The organism is Streptomyces iconiensis, from assembly GCF_028657195.3.
In the GTDB taxonomy this organism is placed as follows: domain Bacteria; phylum Actinomycetota; class Actinomycetes; order Streptomycetales; family Streptomycetaceae; genus Streptomyces; species Streptomyces iconiensis.
The window spans coordinates 61,093-84,939 of sequence record NZ_JANCPR020000005.1 but is presented as its reverse complement, the minus strand read 5'-3'; the positions used below and the strand labels follow the sequence as shown (position 1 = coordinate 84,939).

Genomic DNA, 23,847 nt, shown 5'->3' with positions numbered 1-23,847 from the left:
CCAGCCCGAAAGGCGGTCGGTCCGGCCGTATCCGCTACTTCGGCTCTTCCAGCCGCGGGAACAGATTGGCGCCCTTGGTGACGGTTGCGCCCGGGGGGAGTTGGGCCCAGCGGGCGGTGTCGGGGATGTGTTGGTCGGTGAGGGGGCCGAGGGCCGGTTCGGCGCCGAGGGAGTCCCAGAGCTTCTGGGAGGTCTGCGGCATCACGGGGTTGAGCAGGACCGCGCAGGCGCGCAGGGACTCGGCCGCCGTGTAGAGGATGGTGGCCAGGCGGGCCTGGGCCTCCGGCGACTCGTCCTTGGCGACCTTCCACGGGGCCTGCTCCGTGAGATAGCCGTTGACCTGCTTGATGAAGTCGAAGACAGCCGCGATGCCGCCGGCGAAGTCGAGCTCCTCGCCGATCTTCTTGTCGGCCTCGGCCGTCGCCTTCGTCAGCCCGTCGGCGATGGCACGCTCGGCCGCACCGTGGGCGGGGGCCTCGGGCAGCGCGCCGTCGAAGTACTTGTTGACCATGGCGGTGACGCGGGAGGCGAGGTTGCCGTAGTCGTTGGCCAGTTCGCTGGTGTAGCGCGCGGAGAAGTCCTCCCAGGAGAAGGAGCCGTCCTGGCCGAAGGCGATGGCGCGCAGGAAGTACCAGCGGTAGGCGTCCACGCCGAAGTGCTGGGTGAGCTGCTGGGGCGAGATGCCCGTCAGGTTCGACTTGGACATCTTCTCGCCGCCGACCATCAGCCATCCGTTGGCGACGACCCGCTTGGGCAGGGGCAGTCCGTTGGCCATCAGCATCGCGGGCCAGATCACCGCGTGGAAGCGCAGGATGTCCTTGCCGACGAGGTGCACATCGGCGGGGAAGGTGCCGTCGAACTTCTTCTGGTCGGCGCCGTAGCCCACGGCCGTCGCGTAGTTGAGGAGCGCGTCGACCCACACGTAGATGACGTGCTTGTCGTCCCACGGGATCTTGACGCCCCAGTCGAACGTCGAGCGGGAGATGGAGAGGTCCTCCAGGCCCTGGCGCACGAACTGCATGACCTCGTTGCGCGCCGACTCGGGCTGGATGAACTCCGGGTGTGCCTCGTAGTGCTCCAGGAGCTTCGGGCCGTACGCGGAGAGCTTGAAGAAGTAGTTCTCCTCCTGGAGCATCTCCACGGGCTTCTTGTGGATGGGACAGAGCCGCAGGCCCGCGAACTCTCCCTCGCCTTCGAGGAGTTCGGCGTACGTCTTGTACTCCTCGCACGCGACGCAGTACGGGCCCTCGTATCCGCCCTGGTAGATCTCGCCCTTGTCGTACAGGTCCTGCACGAACTCCTGGACGCGGTCCATGTGCCGCTTCTCCGTCGTGCGGATGAAATCGTCGTTCGCGATGTCCAGGTGCTCCCAGAGGGGCTTCCACGCCTCCTCGACGAGCTTGTCGCACCACTCCTGAGGAGAGACCCCGTTCGCCTCAGCGGTGCGCATGATCTTCTGACCGTGCTCGTCCGTGCCGGTGAGGTACCACACCTTCTCGCCGCGCTGACGGTGCCAGCGCGTGAGCACGTCGCCTGCGACGGTCGTATAGGCGTGGCCCAGGTGGGGAGCGTCGTTCACGTAGTAAATGGGGGTCGAGACGTAGTACGCCGTCGGCCCCGCCTGCTCTGATCCAGTGGCCGCCATACACGAATCCTAACGGCCAGCGGTTGGCGGCCTCGCCGGGTTTTCGACCGGCCCCGGCACCCTCACGGCACCCCCTGGCCGTTGGCCGGCGGTGACCCTGGCCGCCGCTCCGTGCACGCGCTACTTCGGCGGGAGCAGCGCAGGTGACTCTCGCGGTGGGACGTGGCCGCCGCGCTCCGAGCGGAGCATCGGTGTCATGCGGATCACACAGAATCAAGCGGTCATGGTGCTCGCGGTCTCCTTACTGGTGGCGGCCGGAGGGGTGTTCGTCCAGGTGTGGGCGGGAGCCGAGGACTACCCGCTCGTGCCGCCGGGCGGCCTGCTGCTGCTCGCCGCGGGCGCCCTCGTGGCCTGGCGGCCCCGGTTGTGGGCCGTCGCCATCGGTACGGTCCTGAACCTCGGGCTCTCGGTCGGCGCCGTCCTCACCCCGAACGTCGGCGACCACTTCGCGCACGGCAACGCCGGGATCGTCGGCGGCACCGTCGTCCAACTCGCCGCCATGGCTTGCGCACTGGGCGCGGGAACGTTCGCGCTGACCCGGTCGCGTCCTGGTCGTTCCGGTGGTTCCGGTCGCCCCGGTGGTTCCGGTCGGTCGGGTCGGTCGGGGCGTTCCGGCCCACGGGCCCGTCCCGGTACGACGGCCACCGGGTCGCGGCCCTGACGGTGGCGGGCGCCACCGGGCCCCTGAACCCGCCGGTCCGCCCCTATGCACCGGCCGGCGCCGCACCCTCGCGGGCGGGGCGCAGGGTGAGGGTCGCGGTGAGGGCGCCCAGGAGGGCGCAGGCCGCGGCGGCCAGGAAGGTGGCGGACTGGGCGTGGGTGAAGGCCGTGTGCGCCGCGTCCTTCAGGGCCGGGGTCCGGGCGAGGGTCTCGCCGAGCGAGCCGGAGCCCGCCTCGGGGAGCGCGCCGCGGTAGGTGGCCGAGAGGAGCGCGCCCAGGCCAGCGACACCGAGGGCGATACCGAGCTGCTGGTGGGTGTCGTTGAGTGCCGAGCCCATGCCCGCTCGGGCGCGGGGGACGGCGCCGAGAACGGTGCTGGTCGTCGAGGGCCCGGCGAAGCCCGTACCGAGCCCTGAGAGCAGGAGACCCGTAGCCGTCACCCCGTAGGAACTGGTCGGGCCGAGCGCGGCGAGGACACAGAACCCGGCCGCCGTCACGGTGAAGCCGAGCGCGATCGCATGGCGTGCGCCCAGGCGCGCGTGTGCGCGCCCGCCCGCCGCCGAGCCGAGGACGACACCGGCGGCGAGCGGCACCAGCGCGAGCCCGGCCTCCGGCGCCGAGTACCCCCGCACGAGCTGGAGGTACTGCGCGAGCACGAACAGGGAGCTGCCGGTGCCCACCGTCAGCAGTGTCGCGGCGGCGCTGGCACCCGCGAACCGCCGGTCGCGGTAGAGCGAGAGGTCCACGAGGGGCGCGGCGACGCGGCGCTGCCGCCGCGCGAAGGCGGCGAGCGCTCCCGCGGCGACGGCGGCGGCGACCGGGACGACGGGCGTGCCGAAGCCGTGTTCGCCCGCCTTGATGACCGCGGTCGTCAGCGCGACCATCCCGAGCGTGACCAGCCCGGCCCCCGCCCCGTCGACGGGCCGCGCCGCGGGGTCGCGGGACTCGGGTACGAGCCGCCCGACGGCGAGGGCCGCGAACCCGACCACCGGCACGTTGAGCAGGAAGACCCCGGCCCAGCTCCACTGCGCGACCAGCGCCCCGCCCAGTACGGGCCCCGCCGCCATCGCGCCGGAAGCCACGGCGGCCCAGACGGCGAACGCACGGGGCCGCTCCCGCTCGGGGAACACCTGCACGAGTATCGCGAGGGTCGCGGGCATCACCAGCGCGGCGCCCACCCCCATGAGCGCGCGCATCGCGATCAGCCACCACACGGACCAGGCGGCGGCAGCGGCAGCCGAGGAGACGGCCAGCACGGCCATGCCTGCGAGCATCGCGCGGCGCCGCCCGTAGCGGTCGGAGGCGGCACCGGCGGGGAGCAGCAGCCCAGCGAACACGACGACGTACGCGTCCAGTACGGCCTGCTGCTCCGCGGTGGAGGCGGCGAAGTCGGCGGCGAGGGAGGGCAGCGCGACGTTGAGGACGGTGTTGTCCAGAACGATCACCAGGAGCGCCGCGCAGACCGCGGCGAGGATCGTCCACCGGCGGGGGTGGCCTTCGTCTTCCGTACCCATGCGCGCTCCTCGGCTCTCCTGCCCGGCCGGTACGCCGGTTCGGGCTGGTCCTGTGGCAGGCCCTGCTGGCCCTGCTGGCCCTACAGTGTGGGACTTCATCCAACACTGTAGGGCAAGGCGGGAACAGGCCCGTGGGTAGGGTTGAGCGCCATGAGCCCCAAACGCGCGTACAGCGGCGAAGCCGCGCCCGCGACGCCGGGAGCGGTGTGGCTACGCGCCGGCGACCGGCGACCGGCCTCCCGCGCCCCGGCTCTCACCCGCGAGCGGATCGTCACGGCGACCGTCGCGCTCCTGGACGGACAGGGCGCGCAGGGCGTCCAGGGGCTCAGCATGCGCAAGCTCGCCGAGTCCCTCGACGTGCACGCGACGAGCCTCTACTGGCACGTCTCCCACCGCGACGACCTCCTCGACCTCGCCCTCGACGCGGTCTTCGCCGAGGTCACGCTCCCCGAGCCGAACCCGGACACCCGGGATGCGGACAACTCCCGTACGGCCGGCGCATGGCGCGAGGACGTCGGCCTGTTCATGGACGAGCTGCGTACGGCGCTGCTGCGGCACCCCTGGTCGGCGCCGCTCGCCAGCAGCCGGCCGCTGCTGGGCCCGCAGGCGCTCGCGCGCTCCGAGTTCGTCTACGCGGCGCTCGTCGCGGGCGGCTTCGAGGGCGACGACCTGACGGCGGCGGCTGCCGCCGTCTCCAACTACGTGATCGGCACCGTGTCGGCCGAGACCGCCTGGCAGTACGAGAACCCCGGCGAAGAGGCGGCCGGGCGCAGGGCGCTCGTGGCGCACCTGCGCGCCGCCGGGGAGGAGCACCCCACCCTGGCAGCGCACCCGCCCTCCCTCAGCACCGACTGGGAGGGCCACTTCGCGCGCGGGCGCGACTTCCTGCTGGACGGCCTCGCGCACGCGGTGGCTCCCTCCGGCTGAACCCCACGCGCCGGGGGTGGTGCTGCGTACACCCCCGGACGCCGCATAGGGCCATAGGAGCGGCGCCGGACCTTCTCTAGCGTCAGGTACGTCACCAAACGCCGTGACGGAGCGGCGCCGAGGGAGAGCTGGGAGCGAGTCCGATGGGCAGGCGCACGGAACGCAGGACCCGGAGACGGGCCGGACGCGCGGAGCGTTCGACACCACGGGGCCCGTACGACGCGATGGGCTTCCCCCTCGACGCGGGCGAGCCCGCGACGGTGCGCCTGGAGGGCGTACGCAAGGTCTACGGGGAGGGCGACGCCGCTGTCACCGCGCTCGACGGGGTCACGGCGCACTTCGCCCCGGGCACCTTCACCGCCGTCATGGGCCTCTCCGGCTCCGGGAAGTCGACCTTCCTGCGGTGCGCGGCCGGGCTCGACCGCGCGAGCGCGGGCACCGTCAGCCTGGAGGGCCGCGATCTGGGTGCCATGAACGAGACGGCGCTCACCAAGCTCCGCCGCGACCGCGTCGGCTTCCTCTCCGAGCGCTTCACCCTCCCGCCCGCGCTCACCGTCGAGCGGATCACAGAGCGGATCACAGAGCGGACCACCGCCCAGGATCCTGACCGGAACGCCGAGCGGGGCGCCGACCGGAACGTCGAGCGGGCAGGGCTCACCGCTCGCGTCTGGCATCTCCCCGTACAGCTGTTGGGTGGCCGGCAGCCGACGGGGGCAAGCGCTGCCGGTGGTGGCGGCGCTGGTGCGGATCTCGCCCGTGCGCTCGCCGCACGGCCCGCCGTCCTCTTCGCGGACGAGCCCACCGGCACGCTGGACACGCGGGCGGGGGCCGAGCTGCTCGCACTGCTGCGGCAGGCCGTCGACGAGGAGGGGCAGACCGTGATCATCGCGACGCGTGAGCCGGACGCTGCCTCCTGCGCCGACCGCGTCCTCTTCCTCGTCGACGGCAGGATCGCCGACGAGATGAAGGCCCCCACGAGCGAGAAGATCGCCGACCGCATGACCCGCCCGTGGCACCCGGCTCCACACGCCGGTCCCCGGCGCGGAGGGAGCGGCCGTAAGGGGCAGGCCGGCCAGGGCGGCGAGGGCGTACAGGATGCCGCCGGCCGGGCGGTGGCCTGACGGACCGCGGGAGCGCCGTCCTCTCCGGCGTGCGCCGGGCGGCCGGGTGGGTGCGTGTAGTGCGGAGTGCCACGGGGGTGCGCTCCGCACTGCCCGCACCGAGGCACGCGCCTTGCCATCTCGGTTAAGAGGAAGCCCCTATTCCCTCCAGGTGGGGACGCCGTACCAGAAGGAAGCAACAAAATATGTGGTGTGAGCGGAACAGAAATGGGCGGAGGGGTGGGGAAGATATATCGGGTCACCCAGTGCACCCAAAGAAGCCCTGATCACATGCCCTGTTCACCGGGCGCCCCCCGTGCTACCGTTGTTTTCAGTTGCAGTTGTGGTTCCCAAAGACTTCAAGGGCCTCATAAGAGCTTCGGTTCTCGTGGGTAACCCGGCGCATTTCGATACTCCGGCGTATTTCGGTATTTCGGACGGGGTAATCATCGCGGCAACTCCGGGGCTTGCACAGTGCAGGCTTCGGGTACCGCCTTGAAGGAGATTATTTTGGCTACTGGCACCGTGAAGTGGTTCAACGCGGAAAAGGGCTTCGGCTTCATCGAGCAGGACGGCGGCGGCGCAGACGTCTTCGCCCACTACTCGAACATCAACGCCACCGGCTTCCGTGAGCTGCTCGAAGGCCAGAAGGTGAACTTCGACGTCACCCAGGGCCAGAAGGGCCCGCAGGCGGAGAACATCACTCCCGCCTGACGCTGACGCGTACTAGTGAGCTGTGGCCCGCACCGAAAGGTGCGGGCCACAGCTCTTTTTTCTGTCCTTTGTGCGTTCCTGTGCGCCGACGGCGCCGGTTGCTGCCTGATCGGCGGCTGCCCTGCGACTCTCGATCGGCGGTAAGGGCAATGGCAGAGGGAGGACGGGGATGCGGCTGCCCGTCCCTGCTGGGCCCGACCGGTCCAGGAGCGCTGCTGCGGCGGGCGCCCCTCAGCTCTGCTGTCCGGCCCGCATTTCCGCGTTGATACGCAGCGCGTCTTCCAGCTGGTCTTCGAGAATGATGATGCGGCACGCGGCGTCCAGCGGTGTGCCGGCGTCGATGAGTTCCCGTACGCGGGCGGCGACCCGCAACTGGTAGCGCGAGTAGCGGCGGTGGCCGCCTGCTGAGCGCAGCGGTGTGATCAGCCGCGCCTTGTCCAGGCTGCGCAGGAAGCCGGGGGTGACGCCCAGCATCTCGGCCGCGCGGCCCATGGTGTACGCGGGGTAGTCCTCATCGTCGAACTTGTTGTCGATGGATTGTGATTCTGGGGCCATTGCACCTTCCGCGGATCGAGGGCCCCGGTGCACAAGCACCGGGGCCCTGGGTTTTGGGTTTCAACACCATCTGCCGGCAGAAGCGCCGGCTCCTTGTGTCCGCATGGCCTCTATGAGAAGAGGGACATGCGGGGATCGCGGATACGTGACCGAAGACCACCTCTTTCATCGTGGGACTGCGGCACCCGCCGAGTGCGTCGCTGCGCTCCCGTGGCGGGCGATCCGATGGCGTCTGGCCCTTCCCTTCTCTCGGTAACTCGTCCTGCCTTGCGTGCGCGGCCACCACCGGGCCGGACCCTTGCAACCACCTGGGCCCCGCTCGCCTGACAACCGCTCGCCTCGCGTCGGGCCGCACCGTGTCCGGTCCGACGTATGGCGTTGTGTACTGCACTTTTCCCGGCAGTTCGTCATCTGCCGGGCCACTGAGATGTCCTCTCAACTGGCTATGGCAGAGACCCTAAACGAGGCATCCAGAGATGTCTACCGCAGCCACGACAGGTTTTCTCCGGCGGAGGTGACAGGGCGGACGGGTGCGTGCGTGGGCTCGGGCGGCCGGGCCGTCAGCCCTCGTTGGAGGAGGGCGGGCAGTTGTACCGCTCCCGCAGCGTCGTATGGATCAGGTCCCGGCTCTCCTCGGCAGGCAGGGACTTGACGAGCAGGTGGTCGTAGCACACGTCGTAGTGGGCGACGGCGGGAGCGTCATGCAGGAGGGTGCCGGTGCCGGGGCCGCCGAGGAAGGCGGCCGGTGGCTCCTCGGGGAAGGTGAGCAGCGAGCACGAGCCGTCCATGAGGCCGTGGGAGCCGGACTCCAGGGGCAGCACCTGAAGCTCGACATGGGGGCGGCCCGACATGACCAGGAGATGGCCCAGCTGGTCCCGCATGATCGCGGGGTCGTCGCCGAAGGGGCGCATGAGGAGGGTCTCGTCGAGGATCACCCACAGGTGTGGCGGCGAGGACCCTTCCAGCACCCCGCGCCTGCTCATCCGCGCGTCCACACGCCGCCGCAGCGTCTCCTCCGTCGCCGCCGGGTCGGCGTACCGCAGCAGCGTGTACGCGTAGTCGGGGGTCTGGAGGATGCCGGGCACGAGCTGCGCCGCGTACTTGCGTACGCGCGTCGCGCGGCGTTCCAGGTCGAGGTAGGGGAGGGCCCAGGCGGGGTGGTTGTGGCGGTTCATGCGCAGCCACGCCGTCTCGACCTCGCCGTCAGCTTCGAGCGTCCGGTCGAGGTCCTGGGCCAGTGCCTCATTGGGGGGATCGGTCGCCAGCTCGATCTGGATGATCCGGGTGGTCGATACGTACAGCCGGTCCGCGAGTTCTTCGCGGGTCCAGTCCCGCAGTTCCCTGAGGCTGCGGACCGTGGCGCCCAGAGCCGCTGCGAGGGATGCGTGGGGATCGAGCTGTGGGGGACGGGCCATGCGGTGCCCTCCGTTTCGCCGCTGCGTCAATCCTGGAGAAGGTCGGGATTACTCCTAGTGAGCGTATCGACACATAAGCAGCCTCGGAGGGGACAGACCTCAACTGGCCACGAAGGAGGGCGAGATGAACGAGCCCGGGAAGTGGATTGTCAGGAACGATCAGCACGGTGCGTGAGGTGTGCACGAACCGGCGTGGGCGCGGCCATGGGCGGGAAACGGAGCCCCTGGCCAGGGAGGCTGCCGGGCGTCGGGACGCTCCGGTGCTGAGCCGCGTGTCGTGTCCAATGTGGCCGTACGGAACGACAGCGAACGCTAAGGAGGCGGCGGCGTGGACCCCGGAGGACCGAACCCCGGAATGTGTTGCCGCTGCGATCTGTGGGTCACACACCGGGCGTTGATCGCGATCATCGAGACGGGCTCGGGACCTGGCGGCTCCGCGTACGCCTGTCTGCCATGTGCGCGCGACTACGCGAAGACCCCGCTCGCCCCCGCCTGGTTGCCCGAGGCCATCGCCCACGCTGAATCGGTTCGGGCCGCCTGGCGGGTGCGTGGGGGCGATGAGGGGGAAGGCGGCGGGGCGGGGGCCGGAAGCGGGGTTACATCGTGTTGACGATGAGGCCGATGTGCGTGAAGTAGTTGAGCGCGCCGAACACCAGGAAGCAGAGCCCCGCGATGCCCCAGGTGACGCCGACGAGACCGAGCAGCGGCTTGCTCGTGGGCTTGCGCAGGACGAGGGGCAGCAGCACGGCGCCGATCCCGACCAGCACGTACAGGCCGGACATGAAGCTGGCCTCCAGCATCGGGTGGTCGGCGAACTCGCCCGAGATCGGCTCCTCCGGAGGGGCGGCGAACAGCGTGTACTTCCAGCCGGCGGCAGCGATGCCGAAGCAGGCCAGGCCCATGCCGAGGATGAAGACCGAGAGCGGCCCCGCCAGTTGGCCCACGCGTGCGAGCCGGTCGGGTGCCGCTGCGGCCAGTTCGCCGCCGCGCTTCCACAGGTAGAGCGCGGCGCTGGAGAGGAAGACGCCGAAGGCGAGGGCGGGTTCGCCGAAGATGACGTTGTCGAACGGGAAGCCCTGGCCCGCGAGCGGCCAGGTGAGCGTCATGTGCAGGCCGGTCAGCGTCAGCGTGAAGCCGAGCGCGCCGAAGGCGAGCGCCCAGCTCTCCGGCACGATTCTGCGGTCGGGGCTCAGGAGCTGCCCGGCCAGCGCCAGCACGAGCAGGAGGCCGGCTCCGGCGGCGACCGACATGATCGTGTTGTAGGTCGGCATCTTCGTCCAGTCGATCTTGAGACCGGACGCGGCGAGAGCTGTGAGAGCGAGGGGCATACGGAAGGCGGCCTTCCTGGAAGGGGGCTGATAGCGGCGTCAGCCGGAGGCTGACAAGGGCGGATTACCGGATACGCCGCCAGCCGCCTGGGCATGCCGGACCGACACGCGGGGGGATTCACCCGCAGTTCACCCCGGGGATGCCCTGCGGCGTATCCATGCCCATAGCGTCACGGCGGCGTACGAACGGACATCCGGAGGGACCACCCATGCGCAAACCGCTGCCGCTGCTCAGCTCTCACCCCGGTGGAAGATCAGCGATGACGTGCCGTTATCGGTGCGGGGACGCCTGCTTCCACGAGGTGCCGAACACCAGCGACAACGAGTACGTGGGCGAGGTCGTCGCGCGAGCGCTGTCCCGCCGTTCCGTGCTGCGCGCGGGTGCGGTCGTCGGTGCGGCCACCGCCGTGAGCGCCGGGCTCGGTGGCGCCGGCGCCGCTCCCGCAGCCGCGGCGCCCTCGGATGCTGAGCAGTCGGCGCGGCACCGGGGCAAGCCCGCCAAGGGGCTCCGCTTCACGCCCGTGGAGCCCAACACGGACGACAAGGTGACCGTGCCCGAGGGGTACGGACAGAACGTCGTGATCCGCTGGGGCGAGCCCATCCTGCGCGGGGCGCCGGACTTCGACCCGGTCCGGCAGAGCGCGAAGGCGCAGGCGGGGCAGTTCGGCTACAACAACGACTTCCTCACGCTGCTGCCGCTGCGCTCCGAGCGCGGCCGTCAGCTGCTCGTGGCCAACCACGAGTACACGAACGAGAACCTGATGTTCGCGGGCTACGACCCCAAGAAGCCGACCCGCGAACAGGTCGAGATCGCCTGGGCCGCGCACGGTCTGTCCGTCGTCGCCGTCGCCGAGGACGCGGGCAGGCACGGCAGGCAGGGCACCGGTGCGCTGCGGCCCGTACCGCGCCACCACCTCAACCGCCGTATCACCGCGACCACGCCGTTCCAGGTCACGGGCCCCGCGGCGGGCAGCGCGCTGCTGCGGACCAGCGCGGATCCGGACGGGCGCCGGGTGCTCGGCACGCTCAACAACTGTGCGGGCGGTACCACTCCGTGGGGCACCGTGCTGTCGGGCGAGGAGAACTTCAACCAGTACTTCGCCCACGCCGATCAGGTCACCGACCCCGAGCGCGCCAGGACGCTGAAGCGGTACGGGATGTCGGGCGGGGCCAGTGAGCGGCAGTGGGAGCGCTTCGATCCGCGCTTCGACCTCACCAAGGAGCCCAACGAGGTGCACCGGTTCGGGTGGGTCGTCGAGATCGACCCGTACGACCCGCACTCCACCCCGCGCAAGCACACCGCGCTCGGCCGCTTCAAGCACGAGGCGGCGCAGCCGAGGCTGACGCGGGACGGGCGTGCCGTCGTCTACATGGGCGACGACGAACGCTTCGACTACTTCTACAAGTTCGTCTCCGCCAAGCGGATGCGGCGCGGCAACAGCGCCGACGCGCGCCGGCACAACCTCTCCCTCCTGGACGAGGGCACCCTGTACGTCGCCAGGCTCAGCGGTGACAGCCCGGACGACGAGTTCGACGGCTCGGGCAAGCTGCCCGACGACGGTGAGTTCGACGGGACGGGGCGCTGGATTCCGCTGGTCAGCGGTGACCGCTCCCATGTGCCTGGCATGACGGCCGAAGAGGTCTATGTCTTCACGCGGCTGGCGGCCGACAAGGTGGGTGCCACCAAGATGGACAGGCCCGAGGACGTCGAGCCGAGCCCCCGCACGGGCCGGGTGTACGTGGCGCTGACCAACAACGGCGACCGGGGCAAGGCGGGCAAGGGCGCGGCCGACGAGGCGAATCCGCGCAACGCCAACAAGCACGGACAGGTGCTGGAGTTCGCCGAGCGCGGCGACGGCGCTCCCCCGGCCTCCGGCCGGGGGGTGCCCCCGTCCCCGCACTTCTCGTGGCGCCTCTTCCTGGTGTGCGGTGACCCGGACGACCCCGCGACGTACTACGGGGGCTTCCCGAAGGACCAGGTCAGCGCCATCTCCTGCCCCGACAACATCACCTTTGACGACTACGGCAACCTCTGGCTGTCCACCGACGGCAACGCGCTCGGCACCCACGACGGCCTCTTCGGCGTCGCCACGGCGGGCCAGCGCCGGGGGCAGGTCCGCCAGTTCCTCACGGTTCCCAAGGGCGCGGAGACCTGCGGTCCGGTTGTCCAGGACAGGCGTGTCCTGGTCGCGGTCCAGCACCCGGGGGAGCTGGACGGCGCTACCGCCGAGAAGCCGGCTTCCGCCTGGCCCGACGGCCCCGGCCAGTACGTACGGCCTGCCGTCGTCGCCGCCTGGCCGAGGAACGGGTCCCGCGTCGGTATGTGAGCTCCGCCGGGCGGGCTGAGGGGGCCCGCCCGGCGGGAATGTGTGACTTTGTGGCTTATGCCTAGAGTGGTGGCATGGTCACCCAGCGTCCCGCCCGTCGCCGGTCGCACCGGCGCGCGCGGTGCTGGAGCGTGTGGTGCCGGAGCAGCGCGCGGTGCCGGAGCGTGCGGTGAAGGGGGCGGGGCTCCGGCGCCGGGTCCGGGAGACGGGGACGCTCGCGAAGCAGGCCGCGGGCCTCGCCAAGGAGGCGGGGCCCGCGCGCCGGCGCCGGGGGCACGCGCTGACCTTCCGCGTCCCCTGGACCCGGCGCGGCAGGCAGCGTGGCACCATCACCGTTCCTCCGGCGGACGAGGACGAGCAGCGCCAGTGGACCCGTGAACTGGCCGCCGTACTGTGCGCCGTCGGCGGCGAGATGCTCCGCGCGGGGCGGCGCACCACCGAGGTCGAGGACAACCTCCGTGACATCGCCACCCGTTACGGGGTGCGTGCCCGCTGCTTCATCGTCCCCACCGGACTGTTCGTGCGCGCGGGTGGCGGCGCCGACGGCATCGGGGGCGAGCTGGACTTCGCGCCGGTCGGCGGGCCCGACATGCGGCTCGACCAGGTGCAGGCCGTGGACGCGCTGGTGGCCAGGATGCGCGCGACGGCACTCCCGTTCGACGAGGTGCGGGGCGCGCTGGAGGGCGAGCGCGCGCTGCCCGTGCGGTTCAGCCCGTACGCCACCGTGTTCGGCTATGTCCTGCTCACCGTGGGCCTCGGCGCGCTGCAGCACGCGACGCTGGCGGCGCTGGCGGGGTACGCGGTGCTCGGGCTCGTCGTGGGTGTGCTCCGGCTGCTGGCCAAGCGCTTCCCCGTGCTTCAGACCGCGCTGCCCGTGGTCGCCGCCGCGCTGGTCACCGTGCTCGCGCTGCGCTGGTCGGGGCCGCTCCTGCATGAACCGGCAGCGCGGCTGTTCGTGCCACCGCTGATCGCGTTCCTGCCGGGGTCCGCGCTCACCATGGGCTCCGTCGAGGTCGCCACCGGGGCCGTGCTCTCCGGTGTGTCGCGGCTGGCCGGAGGGCTCAACGTGCTGCTCCTGCTCGCCTTCGGCATCCTCATCGGTACGGATGTCGTCCCCGAACGCCCGCTCGGCGGCCCGGTTCCCGAGGCGCTGGGCGCATGGGCGCCCTGGTGCGGCGTCCTGCTGCTCGGCTGCGGCTTCATGCTGCACCACTCGGCCCCGCGCGGGGCACTCCTGTGGCTGCTGGGCGCACTGCTCGTGGAGCGTGCCGTGCAGGTGGCGGGCTCCGTGGCGCTCAGCAACGCGCTCGGGGTCTTCGCCGCCGGGGCGATGCTGCCGCTGATCGCCTCCTGGATCGGCCGCCGTTCCGGCACTCCCGACCAGGTCATCTTCCTGCCCTGCTTCTGGCTGCTCGTCCCCGGCTCCACCGGCCTGCGTGGCTTCTCCGAGCTGCTGGTCAGTCACGATCCCAGCAGCCTGACGATCCTCGTCAACACGGTCATCACCGTCATCGCCATCGCGCTCGGCGTACTGGTCGGCGCCGGTTTCCTGCACCGTACGAGGCTGGAACTGGCCGCGCCCTCCCCCGGGGCCGGAGGCGCCTCCGGGGCCGCGAGCACCTCCGGCGAGACCGCGTCGGACACGGGCGAGGCGGGCAAGGCAGGCGAGGCGGGTGAGGCGCAGAGGGGCGTGGCCGGGACGGGGGCCGCTGAGGGGGAGGCGGGAGAGGCCGCGAACGGTGAGGCGCTGGGCGAGGCATCGGGGCAGGGGGCCGCGGGGGAGGCGTCGGCCGGTCCGGCGGCCGACGCGGGACGTGAAGCCGGGCGTGAACCGGGACGTGGGTGACCGGTGGCGACGCTCTCTGCCCCATGCGAGGCTTTTTGTGCGACAGGTCGGATAGGTCAGCTCTGTGATGTCTACCGGTGCGGGTGCAGCCATGGAACGTACGAAGATCCTGATCATCGGCGGCGGCTTCGCCGGAGTCGAGTGCGCACGGGGCCTGGAACGGGGGCTGCGGAACGGAGAGGCCGAGATCGGCCTGGTCACGCCCGCCAGCTACCAGCTGTACCTGCCGCTGCTCCCCCAGGTCGCCTCCGGCGTTCTGACCCCGCAGTCCGTCGCGCCGCCGCTGCGGCGCATGCTGCACAGGACCGCGATCATCCCCGGGATGGTCGTCGGCATCGACCCCAAGGACCGCGTCTGCGTCGTACGGCTGATCAGCGGTGAGCTGGTCAACCGGCGCTACGACCACCTCGTACTGACTCCGGGCAGCGTCACCCGCAGCCTCGACATCCCCGGTCTGAACGAGCAGGCGCGCGGCATGAAGACGCTCGCCGAGGCCGCGTACGTACGTGACCACGTCATCGCGCAGCTGGACCTGGCCGCCGCCAGCTCGGACGAGGACGAGCGGGCCGAACGGCTCCAGTTCGTCGTGGTCGGCGGCGGCTACGCGGGCACCGAGACGGTCGCGGGCCTCCAGCGGCTCACCAACGCCGCAGCCAAGCGCTACCCCCGGCTCGACCCCGGGCTCATCAGGTGGCATCTGCTCGATGTGGCACCGAAGTTGATGCCCGAACTGGGCGACAGGCTCGGTCGGCGTGCCCAGCAGATCCTGCGGGCCCGCGGTACCGAGGTCTCCCTCGGGGTCTCCGTCGCCAAGGCGGAGGAGCGCCGCATCACGCTCACGGACAACCGCGTGCTGCCGTCCCGCACCCTCATCTGGACGGCGGGCGTCGCGGCCAGCCCGCTCATCGGCACCCTGGAGGCCGAGACCGTCAAGGGGCGTCTGATCGTCAACGCCGATATGACGGTGCCGGGGCACGACGGCGTCTACGCGCTCGGCGACGCAGCCGCCGTACCCGATCTGACCAAGGTCGACGCGACCTGCCCGCCCACGGCGCAGCACGCGACGCGGCAGGGCCAGCACATGGCGCGCAATCTGCTGGCGAAGTTGCGCGGCGAGGCGATGACGCCGTACCGGCACAAGGACCTCGGGCTCGTCGTCGACCTCGGCGGTACCGACGCCGTCGCCAGGCCGCTCGGCTACGAACTCTCCGGGCTCACCGCGCAGGCCGTCACCCGCGGGTACCACCTGATGGCGCTCAGGACATCGACGGCGAAGGCCCGCACGGTCGCCAACTGGGTGCTCAATGCGACCACGGGCGACGACTTCGTGCGTACGGGGTTCCTCTCGCGGCGGCCCGCCACGCTCCAGGACATGGAGGCGACCGACGCCTATCTCACCCCGGAGAGGGCTCGGGAACTGGCGCGTTGAGCCTCCGGCGGGCGCGCTCGCCGGGAGGGGGCGCCCCGGTACCGGGTACGTGGATCACAGCCAGCCGTTGCGGCGGAACGCGCGGTGCATCAGCAGGCAGACCACGACGATCACGATCAGGACGAGCGGATAGGCGAACTCCGCGTGCAGTTCGGGCATGTGCGTGAAGTTCATGCCGTAGATGCCGCACACCATCGTCGGCACCGCGACGATGGCCACCCAGGCGCTGATCTTCCGCATGCCGTCGTTCTGGGCCGCGGAGACCTGCGCGAGGTGGGCCTGGAGGATCGAGTCGAGCAGCGCCTCGAACGCGCCGATCTGCTCGGTGACTCGTTCCAGATGGTCCGCGACGTCCCGGAAGTACTTGCGTATTTCGGCGTCGATCAGCTTGTTGGGCTGTGACGACAGCAGGCCCAGCGGGCGTGCCAGGGGGCCCGTCGCGCGCTTCAGCTCCAGCAGTTCTCGCTTGAGCTGGTAGATCCTGCCGGTTCCCTCGGCGCCCGAGCCGCGCTCCTGGCGGGGGGCGAAGACCTCACCCTCCAGCGTGTCGATGTCGTTCTGCACCTCGTCTGCGACGGCGAGATAGTCGTCGACCACCTGGTCGGCGATGGCGTGCAGCACGGCGGCCGGGCCCTGCGCGAGCCGCTCGGGCTCCGCCTCCAGGCTCTCGCGCAACGGGCCCAGCGAGCCGTGCGCGCCGTGCCGCACGGTGATCACGAAGTCGGTGCCCGTGAACACGGTGATCTCGCCCGTGTCGACGACCTCGCTGTTCGTGGCCAGCTCTTCGTGCGGGACGTAGCTCACCGTCTTGAAGACGGCGAACATCATCTCGTCGCCGAACCACTCCGCCTTGGGGCGCTGCTGCGCTGTCACCGCGTTCTCCACGGCCAGCGGGTGCAGCCCGAACAGCTCCGTGATGTCCGCGAACTCCTCCTCGGCCGGCCTGTGCAGCCCGATCCAGACGAAGCCGCCGCCCTCGTGCTTGCGCACCGACTCCAGCGCGTCACGGGGCGGGCAGCTGCCCACGAGCCTGTGCCCTTCGGCGTCGTACGCCACGCACCCCACGACGGAGGTCCCCAGCGGCGACCGTACGGGGTGCGCGAGGTCCACCCCTTTGGGCGCCCGCCGCGGGCGCACCACCCGCCGCAACCCCCGCACCACCGGCACCGCCTGCATTCGCGTGCCCCTCCGTGTCATCGACCTCCCCCTACTGTGCCCTGTTTCTCCTGCGGAATGCGGCTACTCCTGGCGGTGTACGGACGGGAGCCGTGCGGTGCGCTCGGGGGAGTAACGCGGCTTCGTCCTCCCGCCCGACGCGCGGGCGCCGCGCAGGCCGCACGCTGGGGGCGCTGACCCACTCCCCACAAGAGCTGACCAACTCCCCCTGAGAGGTGGCGAGATGGACGAGTACAGCGGTGCCGGTGAACTGGTCGCGTTCGGCGGCGTATGGGCGGGAGCCGAGCTGCGCTGTGACACGGAGGCGCTGGAAGGACTGCTCACGGACGACTTCCACGCGGTGGGTCCCCGCGGCTTTCCGCTCGACAAGAAGCAGTGGCTGGAGCGCTACGACTCCGGCGCCCTCGTACACGACTCGTTCGACTGGGACGACGTGGAGATCCGCCGTTACGGGGACGGCGCCGTGGCACTGGGCATCCAGAGCCAGCAGTCCGTCTACGAGGGCCGGGACATGGACGGCATCTTCCGCGTCACCCAGTACCTCACCTCGGTCCCCGACGGCACCTGGCGCCTCGCGGCACTCCACCTGAGCCCCATAGCGGAACGGCCGACGGGCTGACCCGCTCCGCGGGGTGAGCCGCACCCCGCGTCAAGGTTCCGGGGGCATGTCCCCAGCGGCCTGCCCCCGAGGCGCACCGGCGCAGGACCCCGCGGTGAGTGCCTGTACGAGCAGGCCGAGTCCCGCGCCGATCTGGGCCTCGGTCATGCCCAGTTCCCTGGTCTGGTGGCGCACGAGGGGTGCGGCGAGCGGTGCCAGGAGCGCGTCGGCGAGCCAGCCGGGGTCGTCGCCTTCCGGCCGCAACTCGGCGAGCAGCGTGGCCAGGTGGGCTCGGTGCGTGCTGTAGGCGCCGGTGTGCCGCCCGTTGGGTGCCGCCGTCTCGGCCGCGAGCATCAGGTCCAGTTCGCCGAGGAGGCGGTGGAGGTAGGCGTGCAGGAACGCGAGGATCCGCTCGGCCGGCGGGGCGCCGGGCCCGAGCGGCGGGCCGCCCCGCAGGAAGGACTCCTGGAGCGCCCGTTCGCTCTCGTCCAGCAGCGCGTACGCCAGCCCTGAACGGTCGCCGAAGCGCCGGTAGACCGTACCCACACCGACCCCGGCGGCCTCGGCCACCTCGTCCAGCGAGATGCGTTCCAGGGGGCGCCGCGCGATCAGACCGCGCGTCGCGGCGAGGATCTTCCGGCGGTTGCGCGCGGCGTCGGCGCGCTCGGCCGGTTCGGCGTCCAGCAGGGGGAGGGGGCCGGGGCGGCCCCGTCGCGTGCGCGGCATGCGTACTCCCTGGCTCCCTGTTCCGCTCGTCCCGCTGTCCCGTTCCGTGCGGTTCCGTTCCGTGCGGTTCCGTCCCGTCCCGTGCGCTGTTCCGGTCCGTACGCGTCGGTATGCGTCCCGTGCGCGTCGGTATGTGCCGACTTGTTGTCGGCGTCCGTTCGTCCGTCGGCGGAGTCTACCGACGTTCATGTAGGTGGCCGCTGCATTGGTGCTTGTGAAGCGGAGAGTTCTCCGTTTACGTTGGGCCGGCCCCTCGGCGCTGCTGAGGCGGAGGGCCAACTCTCCCAGGGAAAGGGCTTGTTGACATGCCGGAGTTCCCGAACGGCGGCCAGGAGGCGACGCTCCTCGGCGTCCGTTCCGCCTTGACGGCTGCCATGAACCAGAGTGACGCGCCCGCACGGACGGAGGCCGCAGCGTGAACATGGCCGACCTCATCCCCTGGGCCCGCGAACTCTCGCGGGAGACGGCCGGCTCCGTCCTCACCCATGGCGACCCGGAGTTCGATGCCGCGCTCCGTCTCTGCACGGCGTGCCTGCCAGGCCACCCGGCCGCCGTGCTGCGTGCCCTCTCCGTCACCGACATATCCACAGCCGTGCTCGCCGCCTCGCACGCCGGGGTGCCCCTCTCCGTGCGCGGGGGCGGGCACAGCGGTGCCGGGCACTCCGTGGCGCCGGGCGGACTGATGCTCGACCTCAGCGCGCTGCGTGCCGTACGTGTCGATCCCGCGCGTGCCACCGCGACCGCCGAACCCGGCGCCACCTGGGGCGACTACGACGCGGCCACCCAGCGACACGGGCTCGCGAGTACCGGCGGCATCGTCTCCACCACCGGAGTCGCCGGGCTCACCCTGGGCGGCGGCATCGGCGCACTGCGCGGTCTCCACGGCCTCGCGGCCGACCAATTGACCGCGGCCGACGTCGTACTCGCCGACGGCTCCGTCGTACGGGCCGACGCCACCCGTGAGAGCGAACTCTTCTGGGCGCTGCGGGGCGGAGGCGGCAACTTCGGCGTCGTCTTCAACTTCCACTTCGCGCTCCACCCCGTCACCCGCATGGTCACCGGCGCCCTCACCTGGCCCCTCGACCGCGCGCAGCCGCTGGCCGCCGCCTACCGTTCGCTCGCGGGCGCGCTCGCCGGCCACACCGTGGCCGAGTTCGTCTTCGGGCACGCGCCGGAAGACGGTACCCCTACGGTCACCGTCACTCCCCGTGTCATCGGCGGGCCCGACGAGGCCGCGCCCGTGCTCACCGCGCTGCGGAACGGCGGCGGCGCCCCGCTCGCCGACACCGTTCGGGAACGTTCGTACGTCGACGGGCAGCGCTTCATGGACGCCCTGGCCGGATGGGGCGACCGGCACTACTGGACCACCTGCACCCTGCGGCACTTCGACGACGAGGTGGTGGAGGTACTCGCGGCGCACGCGGCCCGCGCGCCCTCCCGGCGCAGCGCCGTCATCGTCGAGCACCTCCACGGTGCCGTCTCGCGCGTTCCCCAGGCCGATACGGCCGTCGGCTTCCGGCACGCCCCGTACAACGTGTTCGTCGAGGCCAAGTGGGACCCCGCGGCCGACCTCGCCGAGGCCACGGCCAACCGGGCGTGGGCGCGTGAACTGATCGCCGCGTTACGCCCGTTCAGCGCGGGCGGTGCCTACGTCAACTACCTTCCACGGGACGCGACACCCGACGATGTACGGGCCGCCTACGGAGTGGCCAGGTTCGGCCGCCTGCGCCGGGCCAAGTCCGGCTACGACCCCGCGAACCTGTTCCGTGCCAACCAGAACATTCCACCGGCCACCGAGTGAACGCCCCGGCGGCGTAAGGCCGGGGGTTACGCCAGAGCCTTACGGGCTCGTTCGCCGGGCCGTCACGGCGTCGATGCCGATGCCGATGCCGACGCTGAGGCGGAAGCGGGGGCCGAGGTCGAGGCGGGCGCAGCGGTGTCGTCGGCGAGCCACTCGTGGGCCAGCACGGACCACACCTCGGTGTCCTGGCGCGCTCCGCGGTAGGACGTGTGGGAGCGCAGAACACCGTCGCGGCTCATGCCGAGGCGCTTGGCGACGTTGATGCTCGGGGCGTTGGCCGACGAGACCTGCCACTCCACGCGGTGCATCCCCCGCTCCCGGAACGCCCAGTCGATGATGATCCGGGAGGCGCGTGTGACCAGCCCCCGCCCGGCGGCGGCCGGTTCGAGCCAGCAGCCGGCCTCGCACGTGCCCTTCTCCGTGTCGAAGACCCGGAACAGGACGCCGCCGACGAGTACGCCGTCCAGCCAGATGCCGTAGAGCCGACCGGCGTCCGCCGCTGTCTTCTCCGCGTACGAACGCAACCAGCCGCGTGCGGACTCCAGATCGGCCGCGGCGTCCGCCAGCCCGATGTGCTGTCCGATGAACTCGCGGCCCCGGTCCATGTGGGCGAGGAATTCCTCTGCCTGCCACGGCTCCAGCGGGCGCAGTTCCGCGTTGTCGGCCCCCAGCGGTATCGCGAACATCTTTGTCCTCCCAGTGCGCTTCCTTCCTGGGATCCTCGCACGCCACTCCCGTACGCCCCACCCCGCACATTGGCATGCGCCGACCGGGAAACGAACGGGGAAACGGAGGGATGGGGAGGGGCAGGGAGGAGGGCAGGGGCGAACGGGCGGGGAGGCACTTGTGGAGGGTTCGCGCGGACCGCACGGGCCCCACGAACGCGCCGCTACCGGTTCTTCCGGGTGCGTTCGGCGCTGTCGCGTCCGGCGCTGGTGCGCTCTGTGGTGCGTCCGGTGCTGGTGCGCTCGGCGGCGGCGTGCTCGGTGGCGCGTTCGGCGGCCTGCTGCGCGGCGCGTTCGGCGGCGTGCTCCGCGATGTGCTCGGCCGTGGGAAGGCCGGTCACCTGGAGCTCCGGCAGCACCATCGCCGGGTCACGGCGCGCGGCGGCCGGGTCAGGCGGCAGGGTGCCGGCGAAGGGGGCGACCGGCTCCGCCGCGCCGGTGCGGGACTCCCCGGCCATGGGCCGGAACGTAGGGGCGATCTCCTCCTCCGTCCCGGACCGCGCGTCCCGTCCGCTCCTGCTCGGCTCCCTGCTCGGCTCCTTGCCCGGCTGCTTCTTCGCCGCGGTGGCCGCGCGTCCACTCGCGGCCATGGAGGCTGCCGGTGAGGGGGAGCCGGTGTCCTCGTCCTCGGTCGGCTCGGCGCGTTCCAGGAAGCGCAGAAGCTCGACGGGGAAAGGAAGTACGAGTGTGGAGTTCTTCTCGGCCGCGACGGCGGTGATGGTCTGGAGCAGCCGGAGTTGCAGGGCCGCCGGCTGCACGGACATCTGCTCGGCCGCTTCCGCCAGCCGCTTGGACGCCTGGAGTTCGGCGTCCGCGTTGATGACGCGTGCCCGGCGTTCACGGTGGGCCTCGGCCTGGCGGGCCATGGACCGTTTCATGGTGTCCGGCAGCGACACGTCCTTGATCTCCACCCGGTCGATCTGCACGCCCCAGTCGACGGCGGGACTGTCGATCATCAACTCCAGGCCCTGGTTGAGCTTTTCCCGGTTGGAGAGCAGATCGTCCAGGTCGCTCTTTCCGATGATCGACCGCAGCGAGGTCTGTGCCATCTGGGCCACGGCGAACTCGTAGTCCTCGACCCGGATGACCGCGTCGGTCGGCTTCACCACCTTGAAGTAGACGACCGCGTCCACGCGCACTGTCACGTTGTCCCGCGTGATGCCTTCCTGCGCCGGGACGGGCATGGTGATGATCTGCATGTTCACTTTACGTAGTCGATCGGCCACGGGGACGATCAGTGTCAGCCCCGGTCGCCGTACGTCCCGGTGCAGGCGGCCGAGCCGCAGCACGACGCCCCGTTCGTACTGCTTGATGACGCGGACCGCTGACAGGAGGCCCACGGCCGCCAGTGCGGCCAGGACGACGATGACAGTTATCAGTGCTTCCGGCATATCGGAACCTACCGTTCGATATCTACCGTCCTAAGCGGTTGATATCAGGGTAAATCCGGCCGGTAGGTGCGGTCGAGCGGCGCCGTCTTCCCCCCCCCTCGCCTCCCCTCGTATCTGGGCTCACCAGGTGGGACGTATGCCGGGGGCGGCCCGGTGGCGCGCTGTCGGCGGCTACGGAGAGATGCGGAAAGGGTGGATGCGGACGGGTCGGTGCGGGCGGGTCGGTGTGGGCGGGTCGGTGTGGGCGGAGGGGGACGCGTCGGTGCGGGCGGGCCGGGTGGGTGCCCGGGGGTCAGCGTGTGCTCGTGCGGACTGCTGTGCGCGCACGGAGTGCTGCCCTGGCGCTTCGGCGTGCTGCCCTGGCGCGGTGTGCCGCGGAGGCGGCGGCGCGGCGGAGGGCGCGGAGCGCGGGGTGCGGGGGGAGGGCGGCCAGGAGGCGGGCATAGTGCGCGACGATGCGGCCGGGATCGTAGCGGCGTGCGCTCACCTGTGCCGCGTCGGCCATGAGGCGGCGGCGCGGCTCGTTCCCGATGAGGCCGAGCATGGCGTCGGTGAGGGCGCGCGGGTCGCCCTTGGGCACGAGGCAGCCGTCGATGCCGTCATGGATGATCTCGGCGGGGCCGAGCGGGCAGTCGGTGCTGATGACGGGTACCCGGCAGCGCATCGCCTCGACGAGGGTCATACCGAAGGACTCGGCGTCCGAGGAGCTGACGACGAGCGCGGCGCGCGCGAACTCCTCCTCGATGGGGGAGCGGGTCCCCATGAGGCGTACGCGGCCGACCAGTTCGAGGTCCTGGATCAACTGGCGCAGGCGTGCCTTCTCAGGCCCTCCGCCGTAGATCCGCAGCGTCCACGCGGGGTGCTTGGCCGCGACGGGTGCGAAGGCGCCGATGAGGAGGTCGAACCGCTTGCCGGGTACGAGGCGTCCGGCGGCGGCGATGACGGGTTCCGGCTGGTCGGGGGCCGCGAGTCCCCGGCAAGGAACGATGTTGGGGACGGCGGCGATCCGTACACCGGGCAGCCGCATACGCGCCCGGTACGCCGCCGCGTCGGCCTCCGTGGTGGTGATGACGGCGTCGAGGCCCCGGTAGTGGCGGGCCAGCACGGCGCGCAGCTTCGCCGAGTGCGCCTCCAGCCGAAGGTGTTCCTGTGCGAGGCGCAGGGCACCACGGCGGCCGAAGAGCGCGACATACACGTTCAGTCCCGGGCGGGTACCGATGACGACATCGGAACGGGACGCGATGAGGTGCTCCCGTACCCGCAGATCGTGCAGCCGCGTGTACTGCGCGTGGCGGCGGTCGGCAGCGGGGAAGTCCCGTGCGGGCTCAGCGAATTGAGGGCTCCCCCTGTCGGCGGCACCGTCCCGCAGGTCCACCAGCGGCACGAGGCGCACCCGTGGGTCGGTCGCGAACCGGGGTGTTTCCCGGTGCCTGTTGAGCGAGGCGATCTCGACGCTGTGGCCGGCGTCGGCGAGCGCGCTGGCCAGGTTGAGCGTGGTGCGTACGGTGCCGCCCACGGCGTAGGCGTTGTGCAGCAGGAACGTGAACTTCTTACGTCGCATACGGTGGTTCCCCCATACGGTCCTCCCCCGTCCTCCTCTTTCCGGATCGTTCTCGGTGCGGCGGTGCGGCGGTGCGGCGGTGCGGCGGTGCGGCGGTGCGGCGGTGCGGCGGTTCTCCCGGTTGGTCGGCCGGTTGGTCTGGCGGGTGTCTCGGGCCGGTGGATCGGGCCGGCTGGTCGGGCCGGTTGATCGTCGCGGTGTGCCCGATGTTGGGCGAGTTGGCGGGTCGGGCGTTGGCGGGTCGGGCGTTGGCGGGTCGGGTCGGTGTCCTTGGGGCATCGGTGGGTGCCGGGGCCGATCGCGGACTCTGTCCCCTCTCACTTCCCACCGTTACGGGCCCGATTCGTGCGGGGCGCCACGGATACTTCTTCCGCTTCCGGACGCGCCGGGCGGCTCCGGCATACGCGGG

Annotated in this window: 19 protein-coding genes; 9 read left to right on the top strand and 10 right to left on the bottom strand. The window is 71.4% G+C overall.

Annotated elements, in window-relative coordinates; genetic code table 11:
- Positions 1 to 34: 34 nt before the first annotated feature.
- Positions 35 to 1,645, bottom strand: a complete 1,611-nt coding sequence (gene metG / locus NMN56_RS06240) for a methionine--tRNA ligase (RefSeq protein WP_274042741.1) — start codon at positions 1,643 to 1,645, stop codon at positions 35 to 37.
- 196 nt (positions 1,646 to 1,841) lie between these two features.
- Between metG and NMN56_RS06235 the strand changes: the two genes are divergently transcribed.
- A complete protein-coding gene (locus NMN56_RS06235; RefSeq protein ID WP_274042740.1) occupies positions 1,842 to 2,306 on the top strand; it encodes a hypothetical protein in 465 nt (154 codons plus the stop codon).
- A gap of 43 nt (positions 2,307 to 2,349) precedes the next feature.
- On the opposite strand, the gene NMN56_RS06230 is transcribed toward NMN56_RS06235, so the two are convergent.
- Complete coding sequence (locus NMN56_RS06230) at positions 2,350 to 3,819, bottom strand: MFS transporter (protein WP_274042739.1); 1,470 nt, start codon at positions 3,817 to 3,819, stop codon at positions 2,350 to 2,352.
- Between the two features lie 150 nt (positions 3,820 to 3,969).
- Between NMN56_RS06230 and NMN56_RS06225 the strand changes: the two genes are divergently transcribed.
- From NMN56_RS06225 to NMN56_RS06215, 3 genes are all read left to right on the top strand, one after another.
- The gene (locus NMN56_RS06225) at positions 3,970 to 4,746 is read left to right on the top strand and encodes a TetR/AcrR family transcriptional regulator (protein WP_274042738.1); all 777 of its coding nucleotides are present in this window, start codon (positions 3,970 to 3,972) and stop codon (positions 4,744 to 4,746) included.
- Between the two features lie 143 nt (positions 4,747 to 4,889).
- The gene (locus NMN56_RS06220) at positions 4,890 to 5,867 is read left to right on the top strand and encodes an ABC transporter ATP-binding protein (protein ID WP_274042737.1); all 978 of its coding nucleotides are present in this window, start codon (positions 4,890 to 4,892) and stop codon (positions 5,865 to 5,867) included.
- Positions 5,868 to 6,356: 489 nt separating this feature from the next.
- A complete protein-coding gene (locus tag NMN56_RS06215) occupies positions 6,357 to 6,560 on the top strand; it encodes a cold-shock protein (protein ID WP_274042735.1) in 204 nt (67 codons plus the stop codon).
- 231 nt (positions 6,561 to 6,791) lie between these two features.
- Here NMN56_RS06215 and NMN56_RS06210 read toward each other — a convergent pair whose 3' ends face one another.
- From NMN56_RS06210 to NMN56_RS06200, 3 genes are all read right to left on the bottom strand, one after another.
- Positions 6,792 to 7,115, bottom strand: a complete 324-nt coding sequence (locus NMN56_RS06210) for a MerR family transcriptional regulator (protein ID WP_274042734.1) — start codon at positions 7,113 to 7,115, stop codon at positions 6,792 to 6,794.
- A gap of 560 nt (positions 7,116 to 7,675) precedes the next feature.
- Positions 7,676 to 8,530, bottom strand: coding sequence for a helix-turn-helix domain-containing protein (locus NMN56_RS06205; protein WP_274042733.1), 855 nt, complete (start codon positions 8,528 to 8,530; stop codon positions 7,676 to 7,678).
- Positions 8,531 to 9,126: 596 nt separating this feature from the next.
- Positions 9,127 to 9,858, bottom strand: coding sequence for a DUF981 family protein (locus tag NMN56_RS06200; RefSeq protein WP_274042732.1), 732 nt, complete (start codon positions 9,856 to 9,858; stop codon positions 9,127 to 9,129).
- A gap of 209 nt (positions 9,859 to 10,067) precedes the next feature.
- On the opposite strand from NMN56_RS06200, the gene NMN56_RS06195 reads away from it, so the two are divergent.
- The 3 genes from NMN56_RS06195 (at position 10,068) to NMN56_RS06185 (ending at position 15,460) form a co-directional block, all read left to right on the top strand.
- The gene (locus tag NMN56_RS06195; RefSeq protein WP_274042731.1) at positions 10,068 to 12,185 is read left to right on the top strand and encodes a PhoX family protein; all 2,118 of its coding nucleotides are present in this window, start codon (positions 10,068 to 10,070) and stop codon (positions 12,183 to 12,185) included.
- Between the two features lie 136 nt (positions 12,186 to 12,321).
- Positions 12,322 to 14,031, top strand: a complete 1,710-nt coding sequence (locus NMN56_RS06190) for a threonine/serine exporter family protein (RefSeq protein ID WP_274042730.1) — start codon at positions 12,322 to 12,324, stop codon at positions 14,029 to 14,031.
- A gap of 91 nt (positions 14,032 to 14,122) precedes the next feature.
- Positions 14,123 to 15,460: an NAD(P)/FAD-dependent oxidoreductase gene (locus tag NMN56_RS06185; RefSeq protein ID WP_274042728.1), complete on the top strand. Its 1,338-nt coding sequence runs from the start codon at positions 14,123 to 14,125 to the stop codon at positions 15,458 to 15,460.
- A gap of 54 nt (positions 15,461 to 15,514) precedes the next feature.
- Here NMN56_RS06185 and NMN56_RS06180 read toward each other — a convergent pair whose 3' ends face one another.
- Positions 15,515 to 16,636 carry a magnesium and cobalt transport protein CorA gene (locus tag NMN56_RS06180; RefSeq protein ID WP_274042727.1) on the bottom strand — a complete coding sequence of 374 codons (1,122 nt, stop codon included), beginning with the start codon at positions 16,634 to 16,636 and terminating at the stop codon, positions 15,515 to 15,517.
- Positions 16,637 to 16,859: 223 nt separating this feature from the next.
- Here NMN56_RS06180 and NMN56_RS06175 point away from each other — a divergent pair, with 223 nt between their 5' ends.
- Positions 16,860 to 17,255 carry a nuclear transport factor 2 family protein gene (locus NMN56_RS06175; RefSeq protein WP_274042726.1) on the top strand — a complete coding sequence of 132 codons (396 nt, stop codon included), beginning with the start codon at positions 16,860 to 16,862 and terminating at the stop codon, positions 17,253 to 17,255.
- Between the two features lie 30 nt (positions 17,256 to 17,285).
- Here the strand turns inward: NMN56_RS06175 and NMN56_RS06170 are convergent, their stop codons facing one another.
- On the bottom strand, positions 17,286 to 17,960 hold the full coding sequence (locus NMN56_RS06170) for a TetR/AcrR family transcriptional regulator (RefSeq protein WP_274042725.1): 675 nt from the start codon (positions 17,958 to 17,960) through the stop codon (positions 17,286 to 17,288).
- A 421-nt stretch (positions 17,961 to 18,381) separates the two neighbouring features.
- Here NMN56_RS06170 and NMN56_RS06165 point away from each other — a divergent pair, with 421 nt between their 5' ends.
- On the top strand, positions 18,382 to 19,761 hold the full coding sequence (locus NMN56_RS06165; protein ID WP_274043099.1) for an FAD-binding oxidoreductase: 1,380 nt from the start codon (positions 18,382 to 18,384) through the stop codon (positions 19,759 to 19,761).
- Between the two features lie 62 nt (positions 19,762 to 19,823).
- Here NMN56_RS06165 and NMN56_RS06160 read toward each other — a convergent pair whose 3' ends face one another.
- The 3 genes from NMN56_RS06160 to NMN56_RS06150 all read right to left on the bottom strand — a co-directional run bounded on the left by NMN56_RS06160 (position 19,824) and on the right by NMN56_RS06150 (position 23,438).
- Complete coding sequence (locus NMN56_RS06160; protein WP_274042724.1) at positions 19,824 to 20,447, bottom strand: GNAT family N-acetyltransferase; 624 nt, start codon at positions 20,445 to 20,447, stop codon at positions 19,824 to 19,826.
- 203 nt (positions 20,448 to 20,650) lie between these two features.
- Positions 20,651 to 21,877 (bottom strand): slipin family protein, encoded by a 1,227-nt coding sequence (locus NMN56_RS06155; protein ID WP_274042723.1) that lies wholly within the window; start codon positions 21,875 to 21,877, stop codon positions 20,651 to 20,653.
- 292 nt (positions 21,878 to 22,169) lie between these two features.
- A complete protein-coding gene (locus NMN56_RS06150) occupies positions 22,170 to 23,438 on the bottom strand; it encodes a glycosyltransferase family 4 protein (protein ID WP_274042722.1) in 1,269 nt (422 codons plus the stop codon).
- Positions 23,439 to 23,847 lie beyond the last annotated feature (409 nt).

Coding starts and splice junctions, on each gene's coding strand:
- NMN56_RS06160 (WP_274042724.1), bottom strand. CDS start 20,447: ATGTTCGCGATACCGCTGGGGGCCGACAACGCGGAACTGCGCCCGCTG.
- NMN56_RS06205 (WP_274042733.1), bottom strand. CDS start 8,530: ATGGCCCGTCCCCCACAGCTCGATCCCCACGCATCCCTCGCAGCGGCT.
- NMN56_RS06200 (WP_274042732.1), bottom strand. CDS start 9,858: ATGCCCCTCGCTCTCACAGCTCTCGCCGCGTCCGGTCTCAAGATCGAC.
- NMN56_RS06235 (WP_274042740.1), top strand. CDS start 1,842: ATGCGGATCACACAGAATCAAGCGGTCATGGTGCTCGCGGTCTCCTTA.
- NMN56_RS06170 (WP_274042725.1), bottom strand. CDS start 17,960: ATGCCGCGCACGCGACGGGGCCGCCCCGGCCCCCTCCCCCTGCTGGAC.
- NMN56_RS06180 (WP_274042727.1), bottom strand. CDS start 16,636: ATGCAGGCGGTGCCGGTGGTGCGGGGGTTGCGGCGGGTGGTGCGCCCG.
- NMN56_RS06210 (WP_274042734.1), bottom strand. CDS start 7,115: ATGGCCCCAGAATCACAATCCATCGACAACAAGTTCGACGATGAGGAC.
- NMN56_RS06185 (WP_274042728.1), top strand. CDS start 14,123: ATGGAACGTACGAAGATCCTGATCATCGGCGGCGGCTTCGCCGGAGTC.
- metG (WP_274042741.1), bottom strand. CDS start 1,645: ATGGCGGCCACTGGATCAGAGCAGGCGGGGCCGACGGCGTACTACGTC.
- NMN56_RS06230 (WP_274042739.1), bottom strand. CDS start 3,819: ATGGGTACGGAAGACGAAGGCCACCCCCGCCGGTGGACGATCCTCGCC.
- NMN56_RS06150 (WP_274042722.1), bottom strand. CDS start 23,438: ATGCGACGTAAGAAGTTCACGTTCCTGCTGCACAACGCCTACGCCGTG.
- NMN56_RS06165 (WP_274043099.1), top strand. CDS start 18,382: ATGGCCGACCTCATCCCCTGGGCCCGCGAACTCTCGCGGGAGACGGCC.
- NMN56_RS06195 (WP_274042731.1), top strand. CDS start 10,068: ATGCGCAAACCGCTGCCGCTGCTCAGCTCTCACCCCGGTGGAAGATCA.
- NMN56_RS06155 (WP_274042723.1), bottom strand. CDS start 21,877: ATGCCGGAAGCACTGATAACTGTCATCGTCGTCCTGGCCGCACTGGCG.
- NMN56_RS06175 (WP_274042726.1), top strand. CDS start 16,860: ATGGACGAGTACAGCGGTGCCGGTGAACTGGTCGCGTTCGGCGGCGTA.
- NMN56_RS06225 (WP_274042738.1), top strand. CDS start 3,970: ATGAGCCCCAAACGCGCGTACAGCGGCGAAGCCGCGCCCGCGACGCCG.
- NMN56_RS06220 (WP_274042737.1), top strand. CDS start 4,890: ATGGGCAGGCGCACGGAACGCAGGACCCGGAGACGGGCCGGACGCGCG.